We start from the raw sequence: 25,661 nt of genomic DNA on the forward strand, positions 1-25,661 counted from the left end.
GCCCCTTCACGGCTCGGCGGTGGTACGTGCCCTTCTGCCGAAGGCACGCATGGCGAGCGCGCCGGCGAGGGGCCCGGGCCCGAGGAGCAGGAAGGCGTAACGCCATCCGACAGCCTCGGCCAGGAGAGGGGTGAGCTGGATGCTGACGACGGTGAGGGCGAACCCGATCGCGGTCTGGCCGGTGAGCGCCGTGCCGATGTAGCGCTGGTCGGCGACCTCGCTCAGCGATGTGGAGAACACCCCCGAGTCCGCGATCACGGCAGCGCCCCAGACCAGGCAGAAGACGAACAGGAGCAGCGGCGGAGCGTGGAAGAGGAGCGGGGAGAGCAGACAGCACAGGCCGCTGAGGAGAAGCGCGGCCATGGCGGCGGGAGAGCGGCCGAATCGGTCCGCGCCCCAGCCGCCGACGAGGCAGCCGACCGCCCCGCCGATGCCCATGGTGAGGAAGACCGTGATCCCCACCGAGCCCGGGAGCCCCTCCGCGGTGCCGGTCGCCAGCAGGAAGGTCGGGATCCAGGTCCACAGGGCGTAGAGCTCCCACATGTGCCCGAAGTAGCCGAGGTTGGCCAGCCGCGGGCCGCGCTCGGTGAACATGGCCAGCGCGTACCGGGCGTTGCGGGCGGGCGCGGTCGGTGCCGCGTGGGGGCCGGGCCGGATGAAGACCAGTGAAACGACGGCACCCAGGCCCCCGGCCGCCGCCGCGGTGAGCAGAACACCCCGCCAGGGCAGTGAGGCGGCCCCGGCGATGAGATGGGGAAGAGTGGAGCCGAGGGTGAGGGCGGCGATCAGAACGCCCATGGTCCTGCCCCGTCCGGCGCTGCCGGACCAGGAGGCCATGAGTTTCATGCCCGTCGGATAGACCCCCGCCAGGAACATCCCGGTCATGAAACGCAGCGGCACGGCCGCCGCCGGCCCGTCGACGAACAGGGCCAGCACGACGGTACAGGCGGCGGCCGCCGCGGCACCGGCGGCGAGCAGACGCTGGGGCGGGACGCGGTCGGCCAGGTTCAGGGCGGTCGAGGCCACGGCCCCGGCGACGAAGCCGACCTGTACGGAGGCCGTCAGCCACACAGCGCCGCCGGCCGTGAGGCCCCAGTCGTTCCGCAGGCTCGGCACCACCGCCGACATGGAGAACCACACGGCGAGGCCCAGTACCTGCACGGCGGCGATCGCACCGCGCTGCACACCGACGTTCACAGACGCCCCCTCGACCGGACTCTTTTCCCTGACCGCGCACGCGGTGCTCGAATGCCCGACCCTAATGGCCCCGGGATCGGGAGCACAGGGAGCCCCTCACCCGGCGGACAGCGCCCGGAACGCGGCGCTCCGGAATGCGGTGCCCCGGAACGCGACGTCGGAACACGGCCCCGGAACGTGGCCCGGAAAGCGGCGTCGGAACGTCGCTCCGGAATGCGGCATCGGCGGGGCCGGCGTCCCCCGTCACAGCCAGCCGGAGCGCTGCGCCTGCAGAGCCATCTGGAAACGGTTCGCGGCACCGAGACGGGCCATCAGGATCTGAAGGCGGCGGAACAGCGTCCGGCGGCTGATGCCCAGCTCACGGGCGATGACTTCGTCGGTCGCACCGCCTGCGAGAAGGCGCAGCAGCCGCCGGTCGGCGGGTGGGAGACCGGCGGGGCGGATGGTCTGCCCGTGGATGGGGAGGGCGCTGCTCCACGACTGCTCGAACAGGGCGGCCAGCGCGGAGAGCAGTCCGCACGGCTGCACCACCAGCATGGTGTTGTGCACGTCCGCCTCCCTGATCGACAACGACACCAGCGCGTACGCCTCGTCGATGATCACCAGCTTGACCGGCACCGACGGCAGCACCCTGGCCTGCTCGCCCGCCTCGATGCAGGGCTCGATGACATCCGTCAGCTGGCCGGGATGCTCCAGCGACTCCCGTGAGTAGACGACTCGCTGCGTCACCCCCCGGGCCAGCGTCGCCAGGGCGTCATCGGTGGCGCCGGCCAGCGGGAAGTACGGCGGCGAGTCGAACTGGCGGATCTGCTCGCGGGCACTGGCCCAGGCATGGCGCATCCTGGGCCCGATGGCGTCGCCGGTGACGACCTCGACGAGATTGTCGTTGTACGCGACGAGCCGCTGGCGCCGGAACGACTCGAACGCGCCTCCCACGGCGATCCGCGACCTCTCGAGCTCGCCCGCCCGCTGCCGGGCCAGGATCTCCAGCCCGGCGGCGGGCGGCACCGGGGCCACCACGTCCCCGTCCTCACCGGCGGCACTGGCCAGACCGGAGTGGACCAGTTCGCCGTACGCCGCGGTCAGCTCGGCCCCGCCGAGCCCGGCTGCCGCGCCGATCGCGCTCAGTGGAGCGGGGGCCAGCTCCAGCAGGGCCAGGTAGACCCGCCCCGCCGTGTGATCGATCCCCAGCAGTCGGAGAGCCTCGCCGAGTTCCGCGTTCGTCATGGCCGCATTATCGACCGCACACACCCGTCCGTGGCCGATTCGTGCCACTGGCACTACTCGGCCCCACCGTCCGCCCCGCGGGGGTACCGTCCGGGAGCCGCCACGGAACGGCGGCAGCGAGGAGGCCCGGAACGCACCGGGCGGGGCGCACTCCGCCTGTACGGTGCGCACGCCCGCCCTCCTCGTCCGTACGGGGAACCAGAAGACGGATCCCCGTGGAAACCCAATGGAAGAAGGTGCACGACGTGGCGAAGCGTCGGAAGAACGGCCTCTACTCGGGGATTTCCGCGGAGCTGTCCGCCCTGATGCGGACCGGATGGGCGGACACCGAACGGCACGATCTCCAGCTCGCCGAGCAGGCCCCGTACGCGGCCCGCCGCCGCGCCGCGCTCTCCGCGCGATTCCCCGGCGAACGCCTCGTGATCCCCTCCGGGAATCTCAAGGTCCGCTCGAACGACGACACCTACCCCTTCCGGCCGTACACGGGCTACGTGCACATGGCCGGCGACCAGGTCCGGGACGGCGCGCTCGTCCTCGAACCCCGCGCGGACGGCGGCCACGACGCCTACTGCTACCAGCTGCCGCGGGACAGCAGGGACGACGACGAGTTCTGGACGGGCCCCCACGCGGAGCTGTGGACGGGCCGGCGCCGCTCACTCGCCGAATCGGAACGCGTACTCGGTCTGCCCTGCCGCGACGTGCGCACCGCGGCCGCCGACCTGGCCGCCGCCTCCGGGACGCCGACCCGGATCGTGCGCGGCATCGACCCCTCCCTCGAGGCCGCCGTCACCACCGACGCGGAGCGGGACGCCGAACTGGAGGAGGCGCTCAGCGACCTGCGCCTCGTGAAGGACGCCTGGGAGCTCGGGGAGCTGCGCAAGGCCGTGGACTCGACCGTCCGCGGCTTCACCGATGTCGTCGGTGAGCTGTCCCGGGCGGTCGCCTCGTCGGAACGGTGGATCGAGGGCACGTTCTTCCGACGGGCACGCCTCGAGGGCAACGCGGTGGGCTACGGCTCGATCTGCGCCGCCGGCGAGCACGCCACGATCATGCACTGGACCGACAATGACGGCCCGGTGCGCCCGGGGGACCTGCTGCTGCTCGACGCCGGCGTCGAGACGAAGTCCCTCTACACCGCCGACGTCACCCGCACATTGCCGATCAGCGGCACCTTCACGCCCCTGCAGCGCGAGATCTACGACGCGGTGTACGAGGCCCAGGAGGCCGGCATGGCAGCGGTCAAGCCGGGCGCCCCGTACCGCGCCTTCCACGAGGCGGCCCAGCGCCACCTGACGGCGCGGCTGGTCGAGTGGGGTTTCATCGACGGCCCCGTCGACCGCGCGTACGAACTCGGCCTGCAGCGCCGCTTCACCATGGCCGGCACCGGCCACATGCTGGGCCTGGACGTCCACGACTGTGCGCAGGCCCGCACGGAGGAGTACGCCGAGGGCGTGCTGGTGCCGGGCATGTGCCTGACCGTCGAGCCGGGACTGTACTTCCAGGCGGACGACCTGACGGTGCCCGAGGAGTGGCGCGGCATCGGCGTCCGCATCGAGGACGACCTCGTCGTCACCGACGACGGCAACGAGAACCTGTCGGCGGGCCTGCCGCGCACCGCGGACGAGGTCGAGGCGTGGATGGCGCGCTTCGCGGGCTGAACGCGGCGTCGGCCGGGGGCGGCCCGCAGCGCCCAGACGCATCCGCCCCCTGGCCGGCCGGAGCCACGAAGACACCGCGGGTGCACCTCCGGGTCCTGGCCGGCACGGTCGCCGGCACCGCTGTCTGTGCCACGCGGCACCCTTGATCCATGCGAACACTCTTCAGCGGCGAAACGCACGTGGACTACGGGCAGTTCCACGTCTCCAGCGGCGAAGACGGCCACGACCTCGGCGCCGCCTTCGCCGGGCAGCGGGCCGGGTTGTGCGGCGGGGCACATGCTGTCCGTGAGGGGACGGCGCGCCCCCGCGGTCGCGGAGGGCGGATTCGGCTTCGGATGCCTGCAATGCCGCCTCACGGCAGAAGTGGTGCGACCGGTGTCGTCCGGCGCTTGTACGGTGGGCGCGACGGCACCGATGTGAGAGGACGACAATGCCCGGTCTGAACCGCGCTGCCAGACGGGGGAGTTGGGTGCACGCGCACGGGTGCGGCCGGTGAACCCACGCCGTCCGGCCCACCGGTGGGCTGCCGCAGCGGCCTTCCTCGCCCTCTGCGGATACGCTGCCACCGAGCTCATCGAGCGCAGCGCCCCGCCAGTGACGCCACCTTCTCCTTACTCCGCACCGAAACCCCCCGCCGACTGCAGCACTCCGGAACGTGACCCGGTGCGTTGCCCCGTTCACGGCGACGGATGCCCCACGCCGTCACCCGGCAGCCCCACGGCCGCGCCGCCGGCCCGTACCACCGAGGACACCGAGGCCGTCGTGGGGACCGTACCCACCCCCGCACGGAGAGGTCCGGGCCAGGAACCCCGGCTGGATCAGTTGCTCACCGACTGCGTGGAGACCCGGGCGGTGCCTGCCGGCTGACCGGCTCGCGTCCCGGGGAGCAGAAGGCCCGAACCGGGCTCACACAAGCTCACGGCCGGTTCACTCAAGTTGTGCCGCAGCAAGCCCGCATGCCCAACCCACCCATGGGGGAACGCTCGACGCCGGCCCCCCTGCGGTGCGAGGAGCCCGAAGGGCTGCCGGGCCTGCGTGCTCCACCGCTGTCAGCCGGTCATCGCCGCGCCCAGCAGCAGCGCGAACAGCACCGGAAGAAGCGCACAGCCGAGTCCCGTTCCGGCGGTGGCCATGCGCAGGCCTCGCATGGACCGGCGGTGGGGGAGGACCCAGGCGATCAGCAGAAGGACCATGCCCCCGAGGATCGCCGTCTCGATGCCGCTGGTGTATCCGTCGGCCCGGAAGAGGCTGTACTCCCAGAGGAGCAGCGGTACACCGGGTACGGAGGCCACGAGGGGCGCCCTCCACCAGGTCGGGTGAGCGGTCCCGAGCGGTGCCACGTCGTCGCTGTTCATACGCACATCCCATCGGACGACGGGACTGAGAACATCGGGCGGCGTACTCATCCTGCGCGCGGGACAGTACTCATACCGGACCACCCGGGGCACCTTGTGTGCGGGACTCCGCCGCAAGGGAAGGCCGGAACGGGCCCCGGCCGGACAGGACTTGGGCAACGTCCCGACCGGCCAGGGCTCGTCAACCGATCCCGTGACGCGCAGCCGCGCTCAGCCCAGGAAGTCGGTGATCGCGCGGACGAAGCCCTCCGGGGCGTCGTGCCAGGGGAAGTGGCCGGCGCCCGGCAGTACGACGGTCTCGGCGCGGGGAAAGGCGTCGGCCGACGCGACCACGGTGCGCGGCGGGGCGGCGACGTCGAACTCCGCCGCCAGCAGCAGGGTCCGGCCCTCGAATCCCGCCAGCGCATCGCGCGTCGCCGCAGGGGTGAAGGCACCCTCCGCGTCGTACACCGCCGCGGCGTCCTGGTTGCGCTGGTCCGCGCCCGCCGTCCGGTGGGCGCGGGCCGCCTCGTCCCACCGTCCGTGGGTGAACGGAGCGACGGCGGCCCAGTGGGCGTCGGTCGCCCTGCCCTCGGTGACCGCCTTCAGCGCCTCGAAAGCCTCCGGGAACCACTCCTCGTCACGCCGGAGCCGCGCGATCTCCAGCCGGTCCTCGGCGGTGACCTCACCGCCGACGGCCCGGGAGGAGGGCGTCACGAGCACCAGGTCGGACACCTGCTTCGGGTACCGGGCCGTGTAGAGCGTCGCCAACTCCGCCCCGGCCGAGTGCCCGAGGAGCCGCATCCGGTCGAGACCGAGACGCAGCCGCAGCGCCTCGACGTCGTCCACCAGCCGGTCGCAGCGGTACGAGGCGGGATCGGTGGCGACCGCGGAGGAACCCGTCCCGCGCAGGTCGAGCATCACCACGCGGTGGCCGGCCGCTGCCAGGCCGCCGAGGTCGCCGAAGTAGGCCGATGCCCGCATGGGGCCGCCCGGCAGACAGATCAACGGCGGGCCGTCACCGGAGTCGTGGCAGGCGAGAAGGGTGCCGTCGGGGGCGGGGAACGTGAGCATGATCCGACCCTTTCAGCGCCTCCCGCGAGGGTCAAGCGGGACGGAGCCCCAGCGCCCCGTCGTCGCGGGCGGCCAGTACCAGGGCCTCGAGAGCGGCGGTCACCGTGCCTACAGGCGGGTGCCCCAGGGCCTGGGTACGGGCCCCTCGACCGCGCCCTCGCTGACCCGGCGGACCGCACCCCCCCAACCCCGCGGGGAGGGTCACCTGACCACCGCATCGGCCGAGGCCCCCGCCCCCAATGGCTTCGGCCTGTGGTCTACAACAGTGGCTGGAGGAACTGGCTGGGGGTGCCGTGCCAGAAGATGTCCAGGCTGTCGCGGGCCCTCGTAGCGGCGACGAACAGCAGCGAGCGGGCCCGCTGCATCTCTCTGCGGTGGCGCAGGGCGTCGACCGACCGCAACCGCAGGATGTCCGAACGCGGTACGAGACCCTGCGATGCACCAGCGATGATCATCCGCTGGTATTCGAGCCCTTTGAAGCGGAACATCGTGCCGATGTGCACGCCCTCGTCGCCCCGAGGTCCGTCCGGGCCGATCTCAATGGCGCGGATGCCGAACTGTGCCAGCGAGTAGGCCGCTTCCTGTGCCATTGCGTTGGTGGGGACGCAGATGCCGATCTGCTCCAGCGGGATCTCGTCCCACCCGGCGATCAGCGCCGCGACGCCCTCCCGCTCGGCTTCCCAGTCGACATGCTGATGCAGGGCCGGCAGGCCGCCGCTCAGCACCGACCGGTAGCCCGCCAGGTTCTCCTCGTTGCCGTCCAGGTCGTCGAATGCCTCGCCGCTCAGTACGCCGAGTGCGGAGCCCAGAATCTGCCGCGTCGTGCGGTAGCTGAGCGACAACTTGGCACTACGGCCACGAATGTTGACACCGAGACTGCCGAGAGTGACCTGACTGCTGTAGATCCGCTGATGGGTGTCACCGACGACGAAGATGTCGTTGCGGTCCCGGCGGACCCCGCCAGTTGACCGACCGCCTCCTGACTCCTCACGACCCGAAGGACCTTCGAGAACCCGACCGCCGCGTCGGGCCCTCGCCATGCCCACCAGCCCATACGACTCCGAACGGCCCGCTCAGCCGCCCAGCAGCCCCAACTGAAACGGCGAGGGAAGAATCGAGGCTGTTGCCTCAACAGCGACCAGGAGCCAGCCGAACACCAGCGCCTCGCCGACACGCTGCCCGGGACCGGTTGTCTGCAAAGAGGCTTGTACGAGCCTGCGGCCCCGCCGAAGCGGGGCCGCAGCTGTGTCGGGTCCGACTCAGCGGACCACCGTTCCTAGGTACGTGTCTCGACAGAGCTCACACTTCTCGACGTGCAGAGAGGCATTCGTGCCGACGTACAGTCGCCCGCTCGGGCTTCTCGCAGAGCTGGAGGGACGAACTCAGAAGCGTCCCTTCCACTTGATGCGCCTGTAGCGGGGGGTAGGGAGACATACCGTTCACCAGGTCCGCTTTGAAGTTCTTGTAGAAGCGGTTCACGTGACGAAGGCTGTTCCGGCCATACCATTACGTGCTCTTCACCTCGGACAGCGCGAGTCCCCCTCCGACACAGCGCGCAACTGCCCAACGGCTGCCCCGACAGGCACCCCGGATATTCCGCCACCTGCTGACATTGCGCACAGTGCGAACAGCACGGAAGGGCGTGAACCCAACTGCGAACATTCCGACCGAGTGCACGAAGTCGGCACTGGCGTGACGCTTTCTGACACCCCTCCACTTCCGCCAGTAGCGAGCCGGATTCCACCGAAACACCCACCAGCCTCGTCCTCATGGGCGTCCGCCTCTACAACCCCACCACCGGACGATTCCTCACCACCGACCCCATCTACGGCGGCGGCGCCAACACCTACGCCTACCCCACCGACCCCATCAACCAATACGACCTCGACGGAAAACGATGGGGCTGGGCGAAGAAGGCTTGGCGATGGGGCAAGCGGGCGTATCACGGAACCCGGAAGTTCTTCCGGTACACGCCCACCAAGTGGATGATGTTCGACAAGAGGAACAAGTACCTCGTGATGCGGCGCGGTCGCCCTGGCATCCACTGGGGCAATCACCAGAACCGCATCGAGTGGGACCCAGTGAACCGCTGGCACTACAATCCAGCCGGCAGCAAGAAGCACCTCAGCGTTAGGCGGGGCTTCTGGAACCTCGGCAAGGCCGGCCTTCGCAAGGCATGGAGGAGTTGGCGCCGCTAAGTCGCCCCCTCAAAGGTGTGCCCCGGGCTCGGGCCCGGGGCACACCCGCCAGACACATCCACGCGCTAGAAGTAGGTAGCAACTTTGCAGATAACCGCTGGCACCGACGCCGACATGGAGACGTTCCTGGCGACACTGGGACCGCATCTCGGCTTGATGGGGGCGTCCGTCACAATCGACCTCTACAGCGACGACGAGATCACGGCCCCCACGCCCAAGCGTCTGTTCGAGGAAATGCGCCAGGCCGCTCGAGCCCGGCACAAGGGTGGCCGCGGGAGCGACCCGTTCATGGGGGTCGATCTCGATCTGACGTCGGACACCGATGTTCAGTGCTTCGCCCTGCTAGCCCACCGCACGATCGGCTGTGAGGGGTTCATCGGGACCAAACTGGTCTTCACAACTGTCGAGAACGAGCGGAAAGCTTGGCTGGATCTTCCAGCAGGCGCTGTCGAAAAGATGAGGGCCGAGGCTCAGCAGGCAGGCGCGACGACGCTATCGATCAAGCCATAGGCATATGCCGTAGGCGTGTCTCACTGGGCCGCTCATCGCGGTTCGGGGGGCATGCTGCATGGATGGGGAGTCGGCCAAGGGCATTCAGCCCGGATCCACCGGGTGAGGTCTGTGGACAACTTCTCCGGGAATGAGGAAGAGCCCTGTGACCTGCGATGATGGGAGTTCTTGAGGCTACCGGCACGCAGAGATGACAAGGCTCTTCCGAGATGCAATCTTCCCATGCCGCCGTCCATGTGTCCGCGATCGCCGAACGGGTCGGCCTGCCCGCTCTGGCCACCCAGGTCCGCATCGAGGCGGCCGGTAACAGCGGCGGCGCGCATCCGGCGGCCAGGGTGATGTCGCTGCTGGGCGCGATGTGCTCGGGGGCCGACTCCATCGATGATGCCGACCGGTTGCGGCACGGCGCGATGGACCGGGCCTTCGCCGGGATACGCGCCCCGTCCACACTGCGCACGCCGGTTCGCCGCCGAGCAGGACGCCCTCCCCGAAGCCGACGAACCGTAGTTGATGCGGCGCGCCGACCCGGGCCGTCCCGTTCGGGTGCAACATCCATACGCCGGGTCGTGGTTCTTCGAAGCGAATGGATGGCCGCCTCGCTCGTGGAAGCCCACGCCGAGGCGTGGCGGGGCATCGCGACCCGCTACGACAAGACTCCGGAAAGCTACCTCGCTGGGCTTCACCTGCATGCCCCGGTGATCTGTATCAAAGACCTCACCCGAACCGGAGCCGAGAGCCGCGCAGGTCATCGAACGTGACTTGTCGGGATCGCAGTTGAGGTCTCTCAGCGGCAGCTGCATTCCCGGGTGTCGGGGTTCGATGGCCAGCTGCCGCCCAGGGGGTAGGGATCGTGCGCCACCGGCGCGGTGTCGGCCCGCAGGCTCAGGCGAGGGCGGCGACCAGCAGGGCGAAGGCGGCGATGATGACGGCGACGCGGACGGAAATGGAAGCGGTCCCAGCGGTTCATCTGCTCCTTAGTTGCGGCAGTACACCGCGGGCAGCGAGGCCACGGCCGGACGCGGCGCCGTGTCCGCTGATGCCCTGGCGCAGCGTGACCCTGCTGGCGGGCGCGTTCCCAGAACACGACCCGGCCCGCGAACCGGCGCTCATTACGCCGCCCCGGCTCGACCGGGCCCTTCACGCGCAGGTCCGCGCCGCACGGCCCCGGCAGCGACTGCGCTACGGCGACTACTCGGTCGAACACGTCCGCAGTGCGTACCGGCCCGCCGACTCCGGCCGGTACGGGCCCGTGGAGCCTGCTGCGCTACACCCACCCCGACCGGTTCCTCGTTTCCCGCGCACCCACCCGCGGCCCCGAACGCGCCGACCGGGTCCGCTCTGCGGCCCGCCGCATCGTCGAGCACGAGTCGTACCGCCGCGAGCCGTCAGCTCACCGGGGAGTCGCCGAGGACTGGCTCGAGTCCTGCGCGCACGGCACCGGGCCCACCGGTACCGGCTCCCCCGAGACTTGGGCGCGGATCGGCCACGCCCAGCACCTCACGAGCTGGTGGAACTACTGCGTGATCCGCTGCTGCACGGTCGGCCCGTGCGGGTGCTGCTGATCGGCCGGACCGTGCAGTGGTGGGCTGCGTTACGGGGTGAACTGCGGTCGCTCGGGACGGAGGATCGCCTACGTGGAGGCGTACAAGCACAGCCGTCTCTACACGGACCGGAGGACTGTGCGGGAGCTCGAAGAGCAGTACGGTCTACTTCGGGCGCAGGCGCTCACACCGCGCGAATCGCTGGCCTTCATCGAGAAGTTGCTTGGAGAGACATGAACGTCGATAAGTCTGTACCGGCTGCCCCTGAGCCGGCCTGGCACAAGAGCAGCTACAGCAGCGGCGAAGGTGGCCAGTGCGTGGAGGTCGCGGCCCGCCGTAGTGCGGTTCATGTCCGCGACTCCAAGGACACCACCGTTCCGATGCTCACCGTGCAGACTGGTGCCTGGCACGCCTTCGTCGGGTTCGCCGCGAGGAGCGACGTCGTGTAGGCAGGTGGTCGGCTTGGCGTGGGGCGGTTCCCGAGACAAGGCGTGATCGACGCGGCTTCGATCCGGCGCCGTTGAGCGAATCGACAGAGGTACCGCGCGGCCGTCAGCGGGGTCGGGGTGACCCCGTCGTGCCGTGCGGACCTCGTCTGTCCGAGGACGCGGCTCCCGTCGCAAGGGACACGGTCGGCTCCGCCCAAGAAGTCGGTGGCGGCGGGCGCGGTTCGCCGAGTGCAAAGGCCCTGGCGTGGCAGGCCTTCGTCTCATTCGCCGTGCGGCAGGCTCCACAAGTGAAGAGTGGTCAGGTCCTTGGAGACCGTGTACCAGGCGCCCTGCCCTGCCGATCGGGGCGGTCCCGAAACAGGGAAGGGGTAGACGATCCGGCCGCGCAGGGCCATGGTGTGCGGGTCGACAGACCAGTGGTGGGGATCCTCCGCGGAGTACTCGGTGCCGACCACGGCGGCGCCGTCATAGGGGAACGCCGCCGCCTCGTAGTCCCATCGAACACGGTCGTCGTCCGCGCCCGCGGAATCGGGCACGGCTGCCGAGGCGTCCAGGCTGCGCAGTTCCAGGCCGTCCTGGGCCCCGTGGAGGTAGAGGGCCCACTGCCCCGTATCCATGGTGACGAAGTACTCCCCGGACGGGCTCACGGCGAGGAGGACCTCTTCGACGAACCGCTGGACGGTGAGGTTCGCGCCATCCCAGTGCCCCCACAGCACGGCCGAGTTCTCCTCGTCCACGAGAACAGTCAGCCCCATGTACGCCGGGTTCGGATGGGGGAAATGGGCGGAGCCCGCTCCCACGGTCATCGTCTCGACCCGGGTCAGCACCGTGCCGTCGGCGGGATCGAGGATCAGCCATTCCTCATCGCTGTCGCTCCCCGCGCGGTTGCGGACGTGTGCCCAAAGGAATCTGCCGTCCGAGGAGAAGGCCGCAGAGCCGCTGTCCGCGTGGCCGTGGTGGTAGTCGTCGGCGTACTCGGCGAACGAGGCATGGGCCCTGGTGCACACGGCGGCGGACCAACAGCCGTGCCGGATCTCCCACCGCACGGCGCCGGTGGAATCCACGGCTCGCAACGCGTGCACGCCGGCGAACACGGCAACGTCACCCGTGGGCGAGACCGTCACCGAGCCGTACCGGCGAGGCCAGGGCGCGGGGAAGCGGATCTCCGCCCCCTCCCCGTTGAGGTCGCGGACGGCCAACTCGGTGTCCCCGCGCTGCAGCAGCAGCCTGCGCCCGGGCCAGTGCAGCACCTGGGGGGCGTCCGCCGATGCGGGGTCGAGCGGGGCTGCGGCGGTGGCTACGAGACGGGCAGCGACCTGGGCGGGGCCCTCGTGCAGAGCATCGTTCGGCATCGTCGCATGCTTTCACATTCGTCGGATGACGCAGCCGGCACCGTCACGGACTCCGCCCGGAACGGGACGTGTCGACGGCGATGCTGTCCGGCAGCGCCAGGCTCGGCGACGCGCCGTCGCACGCCACAGCGTCCCGGTCGGCCAGAGGGCTTCCCCCGGCCTGGTCGAGCACGAAACCCGGGCAGTGTTCGTGGAGCAGATCGAATGGCCGGACGAGCGCCGCTTCCACCTGCTCGCTTTCCGCCTCCTGAAGGCCGGTGAGGGAGTGGACGACGGCCGCTGTCGTTCCCCCGAGTCTGGGGACGGTGAGTGTCGTGAAGGTGTCCGACGCGAACCAGAGGTGGAGGGCGGCTCGACGGCCGCTGGGTGCGCCAGGACCTGGGCGGTGGGCCGACCGTCGCGTACAGGTCGTGGACGCTGTCTTCCTCACCGGTGACGAAGAGAGAGATGTCGTCGGTGAGGAGACGGCGCGCTGTTCACGCGTGCGCTTCCTCAGTCGCCGGTGACGTGCACGTCCCGCCCGGCCTGGAACACCCGGCTGCCACCGGACGCGGTCGCGTTCAACGTGATGGCAGAGCCGGCCGAAGCGGCCTCCTGGGGCGAGAACTCGTCAAGCAGGGCTCGGAGTTCATCGGCCAGGCTCGGATCCGCGGCAAGGAGTCTGCGAAGTCGTGACTGCCACTCCACGACCAGTCCTTGTTCAGCTTCGGTGTCCTCGGCCTGCCGGGCGGCGATCACGTCCTCGCGGGTCTCCTCGAGTTCGGCCTCGACGATGCCGGCGCGGTCCGGGTGCACACGACGCCACAGGGTGCCGAGGGACGTCTGCACCCTTTCCCAACCGGTGGTAGCCAGTTGCTGCACCACGACGGTCGCTGCTGACGAGGCGAGTGCCACCAACTCCGCTTCCATGCCTTCTCCTTGTCGGGCCGGGCTGACGACCGGAACCGTGTGCTGCCCCCTGCGCTCCCTTGTCCACTCGCCGACCACGCGCCGGGATCTGCGGCGTTAAGTGACGACCGGAGGCGGCAAGGGGGCGATTTTCCGGTCGAAGAAGTCGTGAAAGGGCTCGGCCTGATCGTACAGCGCAGCGAAATCGGTCAGTGTTTCCCTGATCAGGGCAGCGTCAGTGAACCGCCTTGCCCCGGCCGCGTTCCCGTCGTCGTAGACGACCTCGTACATCGCCACGTCGCCCAGAACGACCACTTCGGGAACGGGGCGCTGCCTTTCGTGGTCTGCGATCTCACGGGCGTCGACGATCCTGATGTCGTCGCCCAGGTCGACACGCAGACGCAGTACGAACAGCTCCCACTGCACGTACGGTGTGATCGGGAACTCCACGACTCGAAGCCGTCGTTCGGCGATGCCGAGGCGGGCCGCCTTCTCGAACTGCCGGGAATAGACGTCGCGCTTCTCATCGATGAGGGACAGCGATTCGGTCCACTGGCCGGCGGCGAAGGCCTCCCAGCTGGGGAAGCCCTTCTCCTGGAAATGCTGGCCGCGCTCCAGCTTGTTCAGGGACCGGATGCCGCTCTCGTACACACGGCGGAAATCCTGATGGTACTCAGGGCGCATCAAGCGCTCGGAGCGGGCGCTGGGGAACGAGTCAAACACTGGGAATGTCCGGCTTCGCGGCGACGAGCATGCTTCGGGGGATCACGACCAGGCGCTCGTCCGCGCCCACGGAGACACCAGGGGGCAGCGATCGGCCGAGCGAGTCGGTGAGGTCTCTGCCGATGACGGCCACGTCTCCGTTCTCCAGCTCCCAGATGTCGGGACAGTCCGGATTGTCGGTCGTCGTCCCCAACTCCTGAGGGGATTTGCCCAGCCGCCGCTTGAAGGTCGTCGTCGGGTCGGCTTCCCAGGGTCTGGCCACAGCCACAGCTCCCTCACCACATCCAGGTCCGGCCACCGTATCGCGATGCCGACGTGCCCACCAGGCCGATCTGAGCAGGCGTGTTGCTTGGCCGAAAGGAGTAGGCGCAGGGCTTGTGGGCAAAGGCCCCAGCGGGGGTTCCTTGGTGTGTGAGTGAGGGGATGAAAGCATGAGGAGCCGTCAGACGGTATCGGGCGAAACGCGACGCGCAGTGGGGGAGCGGTGCTGAGCAAGACCTCGAGCAAGCGGGCCATGGAGACCGCCGCACTCAGGAGCGACGGCGACCGGCAGTCGCCGCGGAGCAGAGCGGCCCACGGTGCACCCGGCCGATGCCGGCCCGGTGCGGCCCGATGAGCGGCATCGACGGCCATGCCGAGGACGGCGGTCGCGTCTACCAGGCAGCCGGCGACCTGCACATCAGGGAGTTCCACCACCACGGCACTGACCCAGCCGCCCTCACCGGACCGGACTCCGTGCGTCGCCCCGCGATCGGACGAGCACCCGCCGTCCTGCGTGACCGCACCGAGGTCGTGGAGCGCTTACGGGCAGGCCTGACAGAAGGACGCGCCGGTGAGGTCTACGTGCTCCACGGCATGGGCGGCTGCGGGAAGACTGCCGTGGCGTACGCCCTGTTCCAGTTCGCCACCCAGGCGGGCCGGCGCATCGGCCTGTGGGTCAACGCCGCCGACCGCGCGAGCCTGCGCGCCGGCATGCTCGCCGTCGCTGCCGACCGCGGTGCCCGGGACGGTGAACTCCTGGCCGCGCGCAACGGTCTCCGCCCGGCGGCCGACCTGGTGTGGGCCCGTCTCGACAGGTCCGCCGAACCGTGGCTGCTGGTGCTGGACAACGCCGACGACCCGGAAATCCTCCGGGAGGGCAGCTGGCTCCGCAGCAGTCCGCGAGGCACCACCCTGGTCACCACGCGCCGCGCTGCCGCGCGCTGGTGGCCGGGTGCCCAGCTGCAGCACATCGGCGTACTGCCGCGCGACGACGCGGCCCTGATCCTGTGCGACCTCGCCCCGCAGAGCGGCACGGTGGAGCAGGCTGCCGCCATCGCGGACAGACTCGGGCGACTGCCACTGGCACTCACGCTCGCGGGCGGCTTCCTCTCCCACCAGATACTCGACCCATGGACGATGAACACCTACGGGCATCATCTGGACGAAGGCGAGGGGGTCGAACTCATAGACCAAGGAGCCGACGACTTGTCCGACGAGGATCCACGCCACCTGGTCGGCCGCACGTGGCAACTGACACTCGACGCGTTCGAAGCCCGCGGGCTGCCGGAGGCGGCTTCCCTGCTGAGGCTCATGGCGCGCTTCGCTCCCGAGCCACTGCCGCTGTCATTGCTCAACTGCCCCGACATCAGCGGCGTTCTGCCCCGCGCGCGCTGTGAGACTGCGCTGCGAGCGCTGCTCGACCACTCGCTGACCGAACTGGTCGACGTGGGTGAGCGCTGTGTCCAGAGCCACGGCGTCCTGCTCGACAGCGTCGCCGCCTCCACACCTCGTGACCGCCTCCCCTCCCTTGACGCGACGGCGGCCCGCCTGCTCGACGCCGTCGTCCCCGACGTCCCCGACGCCGGCCCCGACAATCCGAAGCTGCGCCTGCTCGCCCCTCACTCGGTCGCGTTGGTGCGACGTGCCGCACAGCCCTCCGCCGTCGCCGACGCACTGGCGGTGGCCCACCGCCTGTCCACAGCGCTTCACCGCACGGGGGATTACGTGTCCGCCTGGGACACGGCGAACACCGCCGCGGATGCCGCGGGCCAGTCACTCGGCACCGAGCACCGACTGGTGCTGGCTGCCCGGTCGCGAGCAGGGCGGGCGCTGTTCCGACTCGGGAGATACACCGATGCCGAGCAGTTGCTGCGCAGCGTGCGCACTGCTCAGGAGCATCATCTCGGGCGGCACGATCCGGACACCTTGGACACGGGCCACGGACTCCAACTCGTCCTCGGAAACCTGGGCAGGCGTGACGAAGCGCTGTCCCTGCTGAGGTCGGTGGTGGCCGGGCGCCAGGAGGCGCACGGGGCGGCACACCCGCTGACCCTGCGCTCTCGGGCGAGCCTGTTGACGATGCTGTCGGCCGACGAGCTCGCCGCCGATCCCGAACCGCTTTCGCTGCCCGCGGACTGTGTCCGGCACCTCGGCCCCCGATCATACGGTCACCCTCGGCGCCCGGCACAACCACGCCTGGGCGCTGTACCTGCTGGGGCGGCTCGAGTCGGCGGACGACGAGATCAGAGCCGTCTGCCGGGCGTATCAGGACCGTTTCGGCCCTGACTACCCCATCGCGCTCGCGGCCCAGCAGTTGCTCGCCCGGATCCAGTTCGCACGCGGTCGCACCCCATCGGCAGTCGAGCTCATGGCCGATGTCGTCGCACGCAGAGGGCGCAGCCTGGGGGCCGACCATCCGTTCACGGCCGCGAGCCGGGACCTCTTGGGGCAGTTCGGAGAGGGGCGGTCGTGACACCCGGGACCGGGGCGGCGCTGCGTGACACCCGGGCGGGTCACGCTCTTCCGGGTCCGGCCGACGCGTCACGTTCGGACCGAGAGGGACCGCTCCGCACGCAGCAGCAGCCAGGGTCACGACCAGTAGAACGCCGTTGCCGCTTCAGCGTCGGCGGCGGTTGAGCACCCCGATGAGAGAGGCAAGGTCGGCGGCGCCGGCCGGGTCATCCGCGTAGCGGGTGGTCTGGAGCGGGCCGACCTCAGGAAGGACGATGTCTTCCCGGCCAAGGACATGGACCAAGGCCAGCAGCGCGGCACGGGCATTCCCATCGTCGAAGGGGTGGAAGAACGCCACATCGAGGTATGCGCGGGCCGCGCGGGCCGACAGCGGAATGTCCGGGTCGGTCGTCTCGCGCAGGCAGGAATCGAGATCGGCCCGCGTGTCAGGGGTCAGGCCGTAGCGCTCGCGGCCCGCCTTCGCGAAGGCGTCGCTCACACGAAAAAGGTGTCCCTGTCACAGCCAGGACTTCGCGCTGCCAACCGGCCAGGAGAGCGAAGTTCAATGGTGTGCGGCGTGCCGCATCCTCCTGGACCAGTGAGTGTGCGGCGAGCAGACGTTCGGCGCGAATCGGGTCCCGTCGGCGCACCGGTCCCTCGCACCAGGTTCGGAACCCGTCACGGCCGGGCGGAACCCGCTGCAGGGCAGGTGCACGCTGCCACTCGACCTCGCGGCGCACTCGCAGCCAGACCGAAAGGCTGTCAGCAGCGGTCATGGAAATCCTCCAGCGCTGCCCTTTCACGATGGTCCTGGTACGGGGCGTGGCCGGTGACGCCAACGGCAAGGTCGTCGCCGACGGATTCGATCAGGGACCGTTCCGGGGTGACCCAGCTCTGGAACCTGCCGCCGATCGCGCGCTCCACCGCTCGCGCGGCTTCGGCTCGGTCCATGCCGGTGCTGGTGAGGAACCAGCCCAGCACGATCGAGGCCTGGCCGTGCCAGCCGCCCTCAGCGCCCGAGTCCAGCGTGTGGGTCACGAGCCGGACACAGGCCCGTTCCAAGTGCCAGCTGCGATCCTGGGGTGAGGCGTCCGGCGGCGGCACAAGCTCGGCGAAGCGCTGGGCCGTCCGCTCCAGCCACTCCCGCCATTCCAGCAGTGCGGCTACGACGCGTGCCGCGGTCTCGTCGGGGGTTGTCACCGAGCTCGACCCGCTGACCCAGTTGCCGATGGGCCCGCCGTAGCGGTAGCTCCAGCTCCATCCCCAGGCCCAGGTGCCGTATCGCTCCCGGATGATCGCTTCCACCTGGCTCTCGCACCAGCGTTCGCCCTCCCACCACCCGGCCATTCCGGAGAGCACGGGTGGCACCCACTCGCGGACCAGCGAGCAGAAGTGAGCTTCCTCGTCCTCGTCCCAGACGAACGAATGACGGGCCGGGTCGAGTCGATCCCAGTTCCGAATGTCCTCGTGGGTGACGAGAGGCACACGGTTCTCCGGGAAGGGCAGGGTGTCACGGTTGTACGTCAGCGCCGACCACGCTTCCTGTCCGATCTCATCGACCCGTCAGTCTCGGCTCGAAGCCTCTGGGATCGCGAATGGTTTTCGCCCCACGCCCGTGCCGTCGGCGGCGAGCTGCTCGGCGTCCCGGTCGAGGCAGAGGCTGCTCCGCAGCAGCCGGATGAGGCCGCGCACCGGGCCGTACCGGGAGGCGAGCACGGCCCGCCACTCGACGTCCTCGCCTCGTCGCGTCTTCTCCGGTCCCGCAGGGTCGGCGCCGTCGCTCCGTGAGGCCGTTGGGCCGGGCCCCGGCCCGCCCGACCGGCGTCACAGGCGCACGGGCACGGCTCAGGCCGAGACAGGCGTACGGGACAGGGCCGTGCGCAGCGCGAAGACGCCGAGCAACCCGCCCGACGTGAACCGCTGAGCGGTCATCACACGGGGCCGGGCGGTCAGGAACCCCGACACCCGCGCTGCGCCCAGCATGATCAGAGCATTCACGGAGATCCCCACGATGATCTGCACACCACCGAGCTGGAGCAGTTGCGCCCAGTCCCGGCCCGCACGCGGATCCATGAACTGGGGCAGAAGAGCGGCGTACATGAGAGCGATCTTGGGGTTGAGCAGGTTGGTCAGGAGCCCCATCGAGAACAGGCGGGCGTCAGAGACCGGAGGCAGGTCCCGGGCCGGGGCGAAGGGCGAGCGGCCACCTGGCCTGAGCATGTCCCAGGCCAGGTAGGCCAGGTAGGCGGCCCCGGCGAGCTTGACCACCGTGCACGCCAGCGGCACGGCGGCGAACAACGCGGACAGGCCCGCGGCCGCGGCCAGCAGGTAGCACAGGAATCCCACGGCGGTCCCGCTCAGGCTGACCAGGCCCGCCCTGCGGCCTTGGGTGATCGCGCGAGACGCGAGGTGGATCATGTTCGGTCCCGGCGTCAGGGCCATTCCCAGTTCGACCAGGGCCACTCCGCCTGCTGCGGCCAGACTGATCACCCGTCAACTCCTGATCGTCTCCCGGGTAGCTGGTACCCGGAGTGGGGCGATGCCCGACTGCGACGGGCGGCTGCGACGGCAGCTGTGATGCATCGGCAATGCCTGCATCACCCGCGTCGGCCGCCCCAGGATACGGGCCCCGCCGTTAGGTGTCTTCGCGCCCCCTGACTCCAGCCGTCCGGCGACATCGACGACTGCGGCCGGATCGCCCACGATCGCGTTGCCGCTTGCGCGCATGACGTGACGCCGGACCGGGACGGGTACGAACCCGAGAGGAGCGACCGGCGGACCAGGTGGGCACGCGCGACCACTGTTCGCGCAAACGTAAGTACGCGTTTCACTCCGGCGGTTGTGTGCCCTCCGGCCGAGACGGGATGCTCCCTCGCGCCTGGCTCACACGATGAGTGAGGAGTAGCAGGAGAGCTCAGCAGCACAACCGACACGGAAAGGGTTGTTGTCGATGAGACGCAGTATCCGCGCACTCATATGCGCGCTCGCCTCCGCCGCGGCACTGGCATCCTTCAGTGCCGTTCCGGCGGCGGGAGCCGCCACCACCACTGTCCCGTCCCAGGGATCACCGACGCAGCTCGACGTGGGCAACTGGAACGTCGAGTGGTTCGGTGCGCCGGACTTCGGCCCGACCGACGAGGCGCTGCAGCAGGAGAACGTCCGCGACGTCATGTCGGGGGTCGACATGGACGTGTGGGGCCTGTCCGAAGTCGTCAGCACCTCGGCGTTCGACCAGCTCGTCGCGGGGATGCCCGGCTACACCGGCGTCGTGGCGAACGACCCGGTCGTGACGAACGGCGCGCAGTACTACTCCGACTTCGGCAACACCGAGCAGAAGGTCGCCCTCGTCTGGCGCTCGAGCATGGCCACGCTGGTGAGCGCGAAGGTCATCCTGACGGACCAGAACAGCAACTTCGCGGGCCGCCCGCCGGTGGAGTTCAAGCTGCGGGGAACCTTCGACGGTGCGACCCGGGACCTCACCTTCATCGTCCTGCACGCGAAGGCCGGGGCCACCACGGACGCGTGGAACCTTCGCAACCCGGCGTCGCAGGCGCTCAAGTCCTATCTGGACACCACGTACCCGACGCAGAACGTCTTCGTCATCGGCGACTGGAACGACGACGTCGACACGTCGATCGTGTCCGGCAAGCCGTCGCCCTACGCCAACTTCGTGAACGACTCGGCCCGCTACACCTTCCCGACGCGTGCCCTGTCGCTGGCCGGAGTGGCGTCCACGACCGGCTACCCGGACTTCGTGGACCACCAGCTCACCACCGACGAGGTCCAGGCGAAGTACGTCTCGGACTCGGCGACCGCCTTCCGGCCCGAACCGTACATCTCGAACTACGCCACCACGACCAGCGATCACTACCCGGTGCTCTCGCGCTACGACTTCGTCACCGGCGGCGGCAGCGGGACGAACCAGCCGCCCACCGCGTCGTTCACGAACTCCTGCACCAACCTCACCTGCTCCTTCACGGACGGCAGCAGCGACGCTGACGGCACGATCGTGAGCCGCGGCTGGGACTTCGGCAACGGACAGAAGTCGAGCGCGACGAACCCGAGTATCACGTACGCGTCGGCGGGCACGTATCCGGTGTCGCTGACCGTGACGGACGACGTCGGCGCCACGCACACCACGACCGAGAACGTCACCGTCACCGCGGGCGGCGGCAGCCCGGCCGACGTCATCGTCAACGAGGTGCTGGCCAACGAGCCCGGCAGCAGCACCGCGGGCGAGGGTGTCGAGATCGTGAACACGGGCGGCACGGCGATCGACATCGGGGGCTGGACCCTCCGGGACGGGACGGCACTGCGCCACACCTTCGCGTCCGGGACGACCTTGCAGCCCGGCAAGGCGATCACCGTGTTCGGCGGAGCCTCCGCCGTCCCCGGCGGCATCGCGGCCGTGGCCGCGAGCACCGGTGCCCTCAGCCTGGCCAATGGAGGTGACCAGGTGATCCTCCGGAACTCGGCCGGCACGACCGTCCAGTCGATGAGCTACACCTCGAGCCTGGCGAGCAGCGACGGCGTGTCCATCAACCGCAGCCCCGACGGCTCCGCGTCCGGGACCTGGGTCAAGCACAACACGATCAGTTCGCTGGCGCGGTCGCTGGGTCAGCGCGCCGACGGAACGGTGTACTGAGCGGTTGAGCAGGTTTCGACGGACACCGGGGATCGCGGCGGCGCCGCGATCCCCGGCTGTGTCGCAGCCGCGCGGGGGAGTGGTCACCGGCCGGCTCGCCGGTCCGGCCGGTGCTGGGTGACGTCGCCTCCGTTGCCGATTCAGGAAGTCTGCCAACGCGGATTGTGGTGCCCTTCGTCGTGAGTCGTGAGCCGTGAGTCGTGAGTCGTGAGCCGTGTGCCGTCGCCCGGCGCCGGAGAAGCGACGACGGTGTTGAGGGGGTGGCGAGAAAAGGGGAGGCGGGTGCCAACGGTTCGTTGACACGATGTCCGCGCTCAACTCCCGATGGGAAGGACCCGACGACCGTGGCTCGTGCCATCACGCTGATCCGCTCCGCCTCCCTGTCCGACGTCGCCGAGTACGCCTACGCGGCCACGGCGCCCGCAGACTCCCGCCTGATCTTCCTCGCAGGGGCATGTCCGCTCAACGACGACGGCTCGACGGCAGCGGTCGGGGACTACGCGGGTCAGGCACTGAAAGCAGTCGAGAACATGCGGGCTGCTCTCGCTGCCTCCGGCGCTTCACTCCAGGACGTCATCAGTACCAGGGTTCTCGTCGCTTCGGCGCGGCGGGAGGATTTGGTGGCTGCCTGGCAGGTGGTCCGGGACTCGTTCGCCGACCATGACGTCCCCAGCACCCTGATGGGTGTCACCGTCCTCGGCTACCAGGACCAGCTCGTCGAGATCGAGGCCGTAGCCGCCGTGCTCGACTCCTGAGGCCCGTCGACACACCGCGGCGACCGGGCTGCCGGACCGGAAATGCCTGACGGACACACCGTGCATGCGAGACCGCCAGCCGCCCACGAGGCGTCCGGCGGCGGTGCGTGCTCGGCAGATGGCGGCGGACCGGTGCCGGGACGTGCGATGTTCCGCCCTCTCGTGAAGCGGCCACGGGTTACCGCGACCGGTGGAGCCGGACGGTGACACCCTCCGCGGCGCGGGCTCCTGCTGTGTTCAGACAGCGCCGCGGAAGACGTATGCCGTCATCAGGCCGGTGACCGGACCCGGGCCCAGACGGGCCGTCATCTCCTCGATGACCGTGGCACGGGTGGCCGGCCCGCCCCCGCGCTCCTCGACGGCGGCGCGCACCGGCGTCCCGGCAAGGAACCCGGTGGCGACATCGGCGGCCGACGCGGCTCGGCCCTCCAGCGTCAGCTCCTGCTGCTCCTCGACAGCGAAACCGGCGGCGGTCAGGTCGGCGGCCACGACAGCGGGGTCGGCGTACCCGTGCGGGACCGTGGGGAGGAACCGCGGCGGGTCGACCGGAAAGGCCCGCTCCAGCCCGGCCTGCAGCGCCGCTCCGAAGGCGTGCGTGCCGAGCGGGCCCCAGGTGTTGAACAGGAACGCGCCGCCCGGGGCCAGCACCCGGCGGACCTCGGTGAACGCCGCGACCCGGTCGGGGAAGAACATCACGCCGAACTGGCAGACCACCAGGTCGAAGCCTCCGTCCGGGAAGGGCAGCCGCTGCGCGTCGGCCTGCCGCCACTTTGCGCCAGGGGACCGGGCCGACCCGAAGGCGACCATGGCCTCGTTCAGATCGGTGGCCGTCACCTCGGCCGACGGGGCCGTCTCGAGCAGTTTTGACGTCAACACGCCTGTCCCTGCCGCGATCTCGAGCACCCGCCCGGGGCGGAGTGCCGCCGCCCGGGCGGTCAGGTCTTCGGCGAAGGGCCGGAAGACCACCGGCACGAGGTACTGCTCGTAGGCGGCCGGCATGGACTCGGACCACCGCCGCTCGGCGTCGATTCCTGTCACGTTCGTCACGGTAACGCCGCCTCGGGAGATCCCTGCCGAGCCGCGCCGCCGTGCGAGCCGGAGCCGGCCGGCCGCCGCCGTTGTCGGCGAGGGGCAGCCGTGGCGCCATGGCCGACCATCAGCTGGGCAACGGCATGCGCAGGGACGCGTCCAGGGCGGTCATGAGCTGTGCCACACGGCTCTTGCCGGTCGGCGCCAGAGGGTACCTGTTCAGAACATCGATCAGGACGGGTGTGGCGCGTTGCCGGGCCTCCTCGATCATTCGGAGTCCGACGGCGAGATCTTCGTCCGCGTTCAACTCCGCAATGCGCGCGGCGCTCGCGGCGGCTCTCAGGATGTGACCCACTTGGGTGGCCTTCGCGATCGGATGGAGGTAGGCCGCAGAGGCGGCATCTCCCGCAGCGCGTGCGGCGAGCCGTGCGGTCTCCGTGGTCGCGTCCTTCGCCGCCCGGTGGGCGTCCAAGGAGGTGACGCGCTGAAGTTTGGTCCGTCTGGCGCCGCTCGCGAACTCCCGTGCGGCGTCGATGGCCGCACGAGGCCGAGGATCGCCGGGATCGGCGTCCTCGAAAACAGGAAAAACTCCTTCGGCGCTCTCCAGAACGTAGTGGGCGACGACGCGCAGTTCGTCCATGGTCAGTTCGAAGTCCCCGGATGAGATCGTCACAACCCCGATGCTCCCAGCGACCGCCGGCGGTCTTCAACGGAGTTGCGTGCTGGCAGCAACCGGACGATGCCCTGGAGGCGCAACCGCCGCTCTGGCGTGCTCCGCGACGTGAACGGGATGGCGGCCCGCGACCGCTCGGTCTCCGTCGCCCGGCTGTCCTCGCTCCGCAGGGCACCTCGAAGGCGTCGCAGGAGGACGAGAATGTGTGAGCAGTGCGGTCCGGCCGGCGTCACGGCCGATGAATCCGAGAGGTACCGGTCCGACGGGCCTGTCGCGCAGACGACTGCTGCGTGGTCGACCACGCTGAGTGGTGGCATGTGTACGGGTGGTTCGAAATCGACCAGTGGGCTCGCGGGTGAGGCCGTCCGGGCGGTTGGTCGAGGTCGACGTCGACGTCCTGGTCCGGCAGCAGAGGCTTTTGATTTAAAGTTCAAGCAATGGCGTAGGCTCGGTTGTGTGCGAGCGTCACTCCGAACCACGGCATCGCACCGGTCGGCGCTGACGAGCGCTGCCGCACGCACCCCGCACCCCGCACAAGGATCCGTTGTCATGCCGTACACCGCCGCCCCCGTGGTCAGCTGGTCCGTCGAGCCCGGGCGCAGGCCCGGCACGCCGCTCATCGTCGCCCTGCACGGGCGGGGCGCGGACGAGGCGTCGTTCGCGCAGCTCGCTCCGCATCTGCCGCAGGGGGCCACGGCGGCCTTCGTGCGCGCCCCGCTGGCCGAGGGCGGCGGATACGCGTGGTTCGCCAACCGGGGGATCGGACGCCCGCTGCCCGACTCCATCAAGGCCGGCGCCGACTGGCTGTTCGACTGGCTCGACGCCGAGGCCGCCGGGCACACGTCGGTGTCGCTGCTCGGCTTCTCCGGCGGCATGGCCATGGCGGGCGGTCTGCTGCTGGCCCGCCCCGAGCGGTTCACCGCCGCCGTACTCCTGTCCGGCACCCTGCCGTGGGACGCGGGTCTGCCGGAGGAGCAGGGACGCCTGGCCGGGGTACCGGTCTTCTGGGGGCGGGACGTCGCCGACCGGGTGATCCCCGCTGATCTTGTCGCCAGGACGGGCGAGTGGCTCCGTGAGAAGTCCGGCGCCCGCCTCGAGGAGCACCAGTACCCGGGCATGGGCCACGGCATCACCCTCCCCGTACTCGAGGACGCCTCCGCCTTCCTGTGCCGCGCCTGGGGCGACGGGGCCGAGGCCTGACGCCGACTGTTGTCGCGGCTGCTCCTGTGACCTGCCGCAACCCCAACCGCAACCGCATTCGCAGCCGTGGTCGCAGTCGCAGTCGTCGGCCGGCCGGCGCAACGCCCAGCCGCAGCGCGAACAGCAGCGAAAGCACCGCACGCCTGAGCGCGGTTCCGGCGGTCGTCGTGCGCAGAGTACGCGGCGTCGCGCGGCCCGGCCCGGCGCACACCGGCTCCCGCCGAGGCCACGGGGGCTGCGGTCGACGGATCCGGACGGTGAGGACGGTGACCGCCCACCTCTGCGGCGGGTGCCTCCCGCGCCCGGGCAGCGCCGCAGAAGACGTATGCCGTGATCAGGCCGGTGACCGACCCCCGGCCCCAGAGGTTGCCGTCACCTCCTCGACGACCGTGGCACGGGCGGCCGGCCCGCCGCCGTGCTCCGCGGCGGCAGCGCGCACCGGCGCCCGAGCCGCGCTGCCGTGCGACCTGGAGCCGGCCCTGCCTGCCGACGCGAC

23 protein-coding genes and 4 pseudogenes are annotated in these 25,661 nt (G+C 70.2%); 13 read left to right on the top strand and 14 right to left on the bottom strand.

Annotation, left to right across the window (positions count from 1 at the left end):
- Positions 1–6: 6 nt before the first annotated feature.
- Entirely contained in the window at positions 7–1,197 is a 1,191-nt protein-coding gene (locus ACFYV1_RS03295) for an MFS transporter (RefSeq protein ID WP_389393627.1), read from the bottom strand.
- Positions 1,198–1,440: 243 nt separating this feature from the next.
- Positions 1,441–2,424: a LuxR family transcriptional regulator gene (locus ACFYV1_RS03300; protein ID WP_389393628.1), complete on the bottom strand. Its 984-nt coding sequence runs from the start codon at positions 2,422–2,424 to the stop codon at positions 1,441–1,443.
- 245 nt (positions 2,425–2,669) lie between these two features.
- On the opposite strand from ACFYV1_RS03300, the gene ACFYV1_RS03305 reads away from it, so the two are divergent.
- The gene (locus tag ACFYV1_RS03305; protein ID WP_389393629.1) at positions 2,670–4,082 is read left to right on the top strand and encodes an aminopeptidase P family protein; all 1,413 of its coding nucleotides are present in this window, start codon (positions 2,670–2,672) and stop codon (positions 4,080–4,082) included.
- Between the two features lie 1,049 nt (positions 4,083–5,131).
- On the opposite strand, the gene ACFYV1_RS03310 is transcribed toward ACFYV1_RS03305, so the two are convergent.
- The 3 genes and pseudogenes from ACFYV1_RS03310 to ACFYV1_RS03320 form a co-directional block, all read right to left on the bottom strand.
- Positions 5,132–5,437 carry a hypothetical protein gene (locus ACFYV1_RS03310; RefSeq protein ID WP_389393630.1) on the bottom strand — a complete coding sequence of 102 codons (306 nt, stop codon included), beginning with the start codon at positions 5,435–5,437 and terminating at the stop codon, positions 5,132–5,134.
- A gap of 210 nt (positions 5,438–5,647) precedes the next feature.
- On the bottom strand, positions 5,648–6,490 hold the full coding sequence (locus ACFYV1_RS03315) for an alpha/beta fold hydrolase (RefSeq protein WP_389393631.1): 843 nt from the start codon (positions 6,488–6,490) through the stop codon (positions 5,648–5,650).
- A gap of 257 nt (positions 6,491–6,747) precedes the next feature.
- Positions 6,748–7,440 (bottom strand): annotated as a pseudogene (locus ACFYV1_RS03320) (3'-5' exonuclease); the annotation flags it as partial.
- A gap of 789 nt (positions 7,441–8,229) precedes the next feature.
- On the opposite strand from ACFYV1_RS03320, the pseudogene ACFYV1_RS03325 reads away from it, so the two are divergent.
- The 7 genes and pseudogenes from ACFYV1_RS03325 to ACFYV1_RS03355 all read left to right on the top strand — a co-directional run.
- Positions 8,230–8,688 (top strand): annotated as a pseudogene (locus ACFYV1_RS03325) (RHS repeat-associated core domain-containing protein); the annotation flags it as partial.
- Positions 8,689–8,802: 114 nt separating this feature from the next.
- Complete coding sequence (locus ACFYV1_RS03330; protein WP_389393632.1) at positions 8,803–9,198, top strand: hypothetical protein; 396 nt, start codon at positions 8,803–8,805, stop codon at positions 9,196–9,198.
- 209 nt (positions 9,199–9,407) lie between these two features.
- Positions 9,408–9,956 carry a hypothetical protein gene (locus tag ACFYV1_RS03335; RefSeq protein WP_389394619.1) on the top strand — a complete coding sequence of 183 codons (549 nt, stop codon included), beginning with the start codon at positions 9,408–9,410 and terminating at the stop codon, positions 9,954–9,956.
- Between the two features lie 185 nt (positions 9,957–10,141).
- Positions 10,142–10,351: pseudogene (locus ACFYV1_RS03340) on the top strand (hypothetical protein); the annotation flags it as partial.
- Between the two features lie 58 nt (positions 10,352–10,409).
- On the top strand, positions 10,410–10,760 hold the full coding sequence (locus tag ACFYV1_RS03345; RefSeq protein ID WP_389393633.1) for a hypothetical protein: 351 nt from the start codon (positions 10,410–10,412) through the stop codon (positions 10,758–10,760).
- A gap of 54 nt (positions 10,761–10,814) precedes the next feature.
- Positions 10,815–10,976: pseudogene (locus tag ACFYV1_RS03350) on the top strand (Scr1 family TA system antitoxin-like transcriptional regulator); the annotation flags it as partial.
- Positions 10,973–11,188 carry a DUF397 domain-containing protein gene (locus ACFYV1_RS03355; RefSeq protein WP_389394557.1) on the top strand — a complete coding sequence of 72 codons (216 nt, stop codon included), beginning with the start codon at positions 10,973–10,975 and terminating at the stop codon, positions 11,186–11,188. The pseudogene ACFYV1_RS03350 and the gene ACFYV1_RS03355, both read left to right, overlap by 4 nt.
- 260 nt (positions 11,189–11,448) lie before the next feature.
- On the opposite strand, the gene ACFYV1_RS03360 is transcribed toward ACFYV1_RS03355, so the two are convergent.
- The 4 genes from ACFYV1_RS03360 to ACFYV1_RS03375 form a co-directional block, all read right to left on the bottom strand.
- The gene (locus tag ACFYV1_RS03360) at positions 11,449–12,540 is read right to left on the bottom strand and encodes a hypothetical protein (RefSeq protein ID WP_389393634.1); all 1,092 of its coding nucleotides are present in this window, start codon (positions 12,538–12,540) and stop codon (positions 11,449–11,451) included.
- A 492-nt stretch (positions 12,541–13,032) separates the two neighbouring features.
- Positions 13,033–13,449 (bottom strand): hypothetical protein, encoded by a 417-nt coding sequence (locus ACFYV1_RS03365; protein ID WP_389393635.1) that lies wholly within the window; start codon positions 13,447–13,449, stop codon positions 13,033–13,035.
- Between the two features lie 96 nt (positions 13,450–13,545).
- Entirely contained in the window at positions 13,546–14,151 is a 606-nt protein-coding gene (locus tag ACFYV1_RS03370) for a DUF6879 family protein (RefSeq protein ID WP_389393636.1), read from the bottom strand.
- Positions 14,144–14,413, bottom strand: coding sequence for a hypothetical protein (locus tag ACFYV1_RS03375; RefSeq protein ID WP_389393637.1), 270 nt, complete (start codon positions 14,411–14,413; stop codon positions 14,144–14,146). The genes ACFYV1_RS03370 and ACFYV1_RS03375 overlap by 8 nt, the downstream gene beginning before the upstream one ends.
- Before the next feature lie 350 nt (positions 14,414–14,763).
- On the opposite strand from ACFYV1_RS03375, the gene ACFYV1_RS03380 reads away from it, so the two are divergent.
- The gene (locus ACFYV1_RS03380) at positions 14,764–16,698 is read left to right on the top strand and encodes a tetratricopeptide repeat protein (protein ID WP_389393638.1); all 1,935 of its coding nucleotides are present in this window, start codon (positions 14,764–14,766) and stop codon (positions 16,696–16,698) included.
- A gap of 28 nt (positions 16,699–16,726) precedes the next feature.
- Positions 16,727–16,885 carry a tetratricopeptide repeat protein gene (locus tag ACFYV1_RS03385; protein WP_389393639.1) on the top strand — a complete coding sequence of 53 codons (159 nt, stop codon included), beginning with the start codon at positions 16,727–16,729 and terminating at the stop codon, positions 16,883–16,885.
- A gap of 144 nt (positions 16,886–17,029) precedes the next feature.
- Here the strand turns inward: ACFYV1_RS03385 and ACFYV1_RS03390 are convergent, their stop codons facing one another.
- The 3 genes from ACFYV1_RS03390 to ACFYV1_RS03400 form a co-directional block, all read right to left on the bottom strand.
- The gene (locus ACFYV1_RS03390) at positions 17,030–17,362 is read right to left on the bottom strand and encodes a Fic family protein (protein ID WP_389393640.1); all 333 of its coding nucleotides are present in this window, start codon (positions 17,360–17,362) and stop codon (positions 17,030–17,032) included.
- 263 nt (positions 17,363–17,625) lie between these two features.
- Entirely contained in the window at positions 17,626–18,348 is a 723-nt protein-coding gene (locus ACFYV1_RS03395) for a hypothetical protein (RefSeq protein ID WP_389393641.1), read from the bottom strand.
- 360 nt (positions 18,349–18,708) lie between these two features.
- Entirely contained in the window at positions 18,709–19,353 is a 645-nt protein-coding gene (locus ACFYV1_RS03400) for a LysE family translocator (RefSeq protein WP_389393642.1), read from the bottom strand.
- A 460-nt stretch (positions 19,354–19,813) separates the two neighbouring features.
- Here ACFYV1_RS03400 and ACFYV1_RS03405 point away from each other — a divergent pair, with 460 nt between their 5' ends.
- Both ACFYV1_RS03405 and ACFYV1_RS03410 read left to right on the top strand, forming a co-directional pair.
- Positions 19,814–21,508, top strand: coding sequence for a lamin tail domain-containing protein (locus tag ACFYV1_RS03405; RefSeq protein ID WP_389393643.1), 1,695 nt, complete (start codon positions 19,814–19,816; stop codon positions 21,506–21,508).
- Between the two features lie 344 nt (positions 21,509–21,852).
- Positions 21,853–22,263 carry a RidA family protein gene (locus ACFYV1_RS03410; RefSeq protein ID WP_389393644.1) on the top strand — a complete coding sequence of 137 codons (411 nt, stop codon included), beginning with the start codon at positions 21,853–21,855 and terminating at the stop codon, positions 22,261–22,263.
- Positions 22,264–22,500: 237 nt separating this feature from the next.
- Here ACFYV1_RS03410 and ACFYV1_RS03415 read toward each other — a convergent pair whose 3' ends face one another.
- Positions 22,501–23,262 (bottom strand): class I SAM-dependent methyltransferase, encoded by a 762-nt coding sequence (locus tag ACFYV1_RS03415; RefSeq protein ID WP_389394558.1) that lies wholly within the window; start codon positions 23,260–23,262, stop codon positions 22,501–22,503.
- Between the two features lie 157 nt (positions 23,263–23,419).
- The gene (locus ACFYV1_RS03420; RefSeq protein ID WP_389393645.1) at positions 23,420–23,965 is read right to left on the bottom strand and encodes a putative immunity protein; all 546 of its coding nucleotides are present in this window, start codon (positions 23,963–23,965) and stop codon (positions 23,420–23,422) included.
- A 549-nt stretch (positions 23,966–24,514) separates the two neighbouring features.
- Between ACFYV1_RS03420 and ACFYV1_RS03425 the strand changes: the two genes are divergently transcribed.
- On the top strand, positions 24,515–25,165 hold the full coding sequence (locus ACFYV1_RS03425) for an alpha/beta hydrolase (RefSeq protein ID WP_389393646.1): 651 nt from the start codon (positions 24,515–24,517) through the stop codon (positions 25,163–25,165).
- Positions 25,166–25,661 lie beyond the last annotated feature (496 nt).

The organism is Streptomyces sp. NPDC003023 (genome assembly GCF_042888225.1).
In the GTDB taxonomy this organism is placed as follows: Bacteria; Actinomycetota; Actinomycetes; order Streptomycetales; family Streptomycetaceae; genus Streptomyces.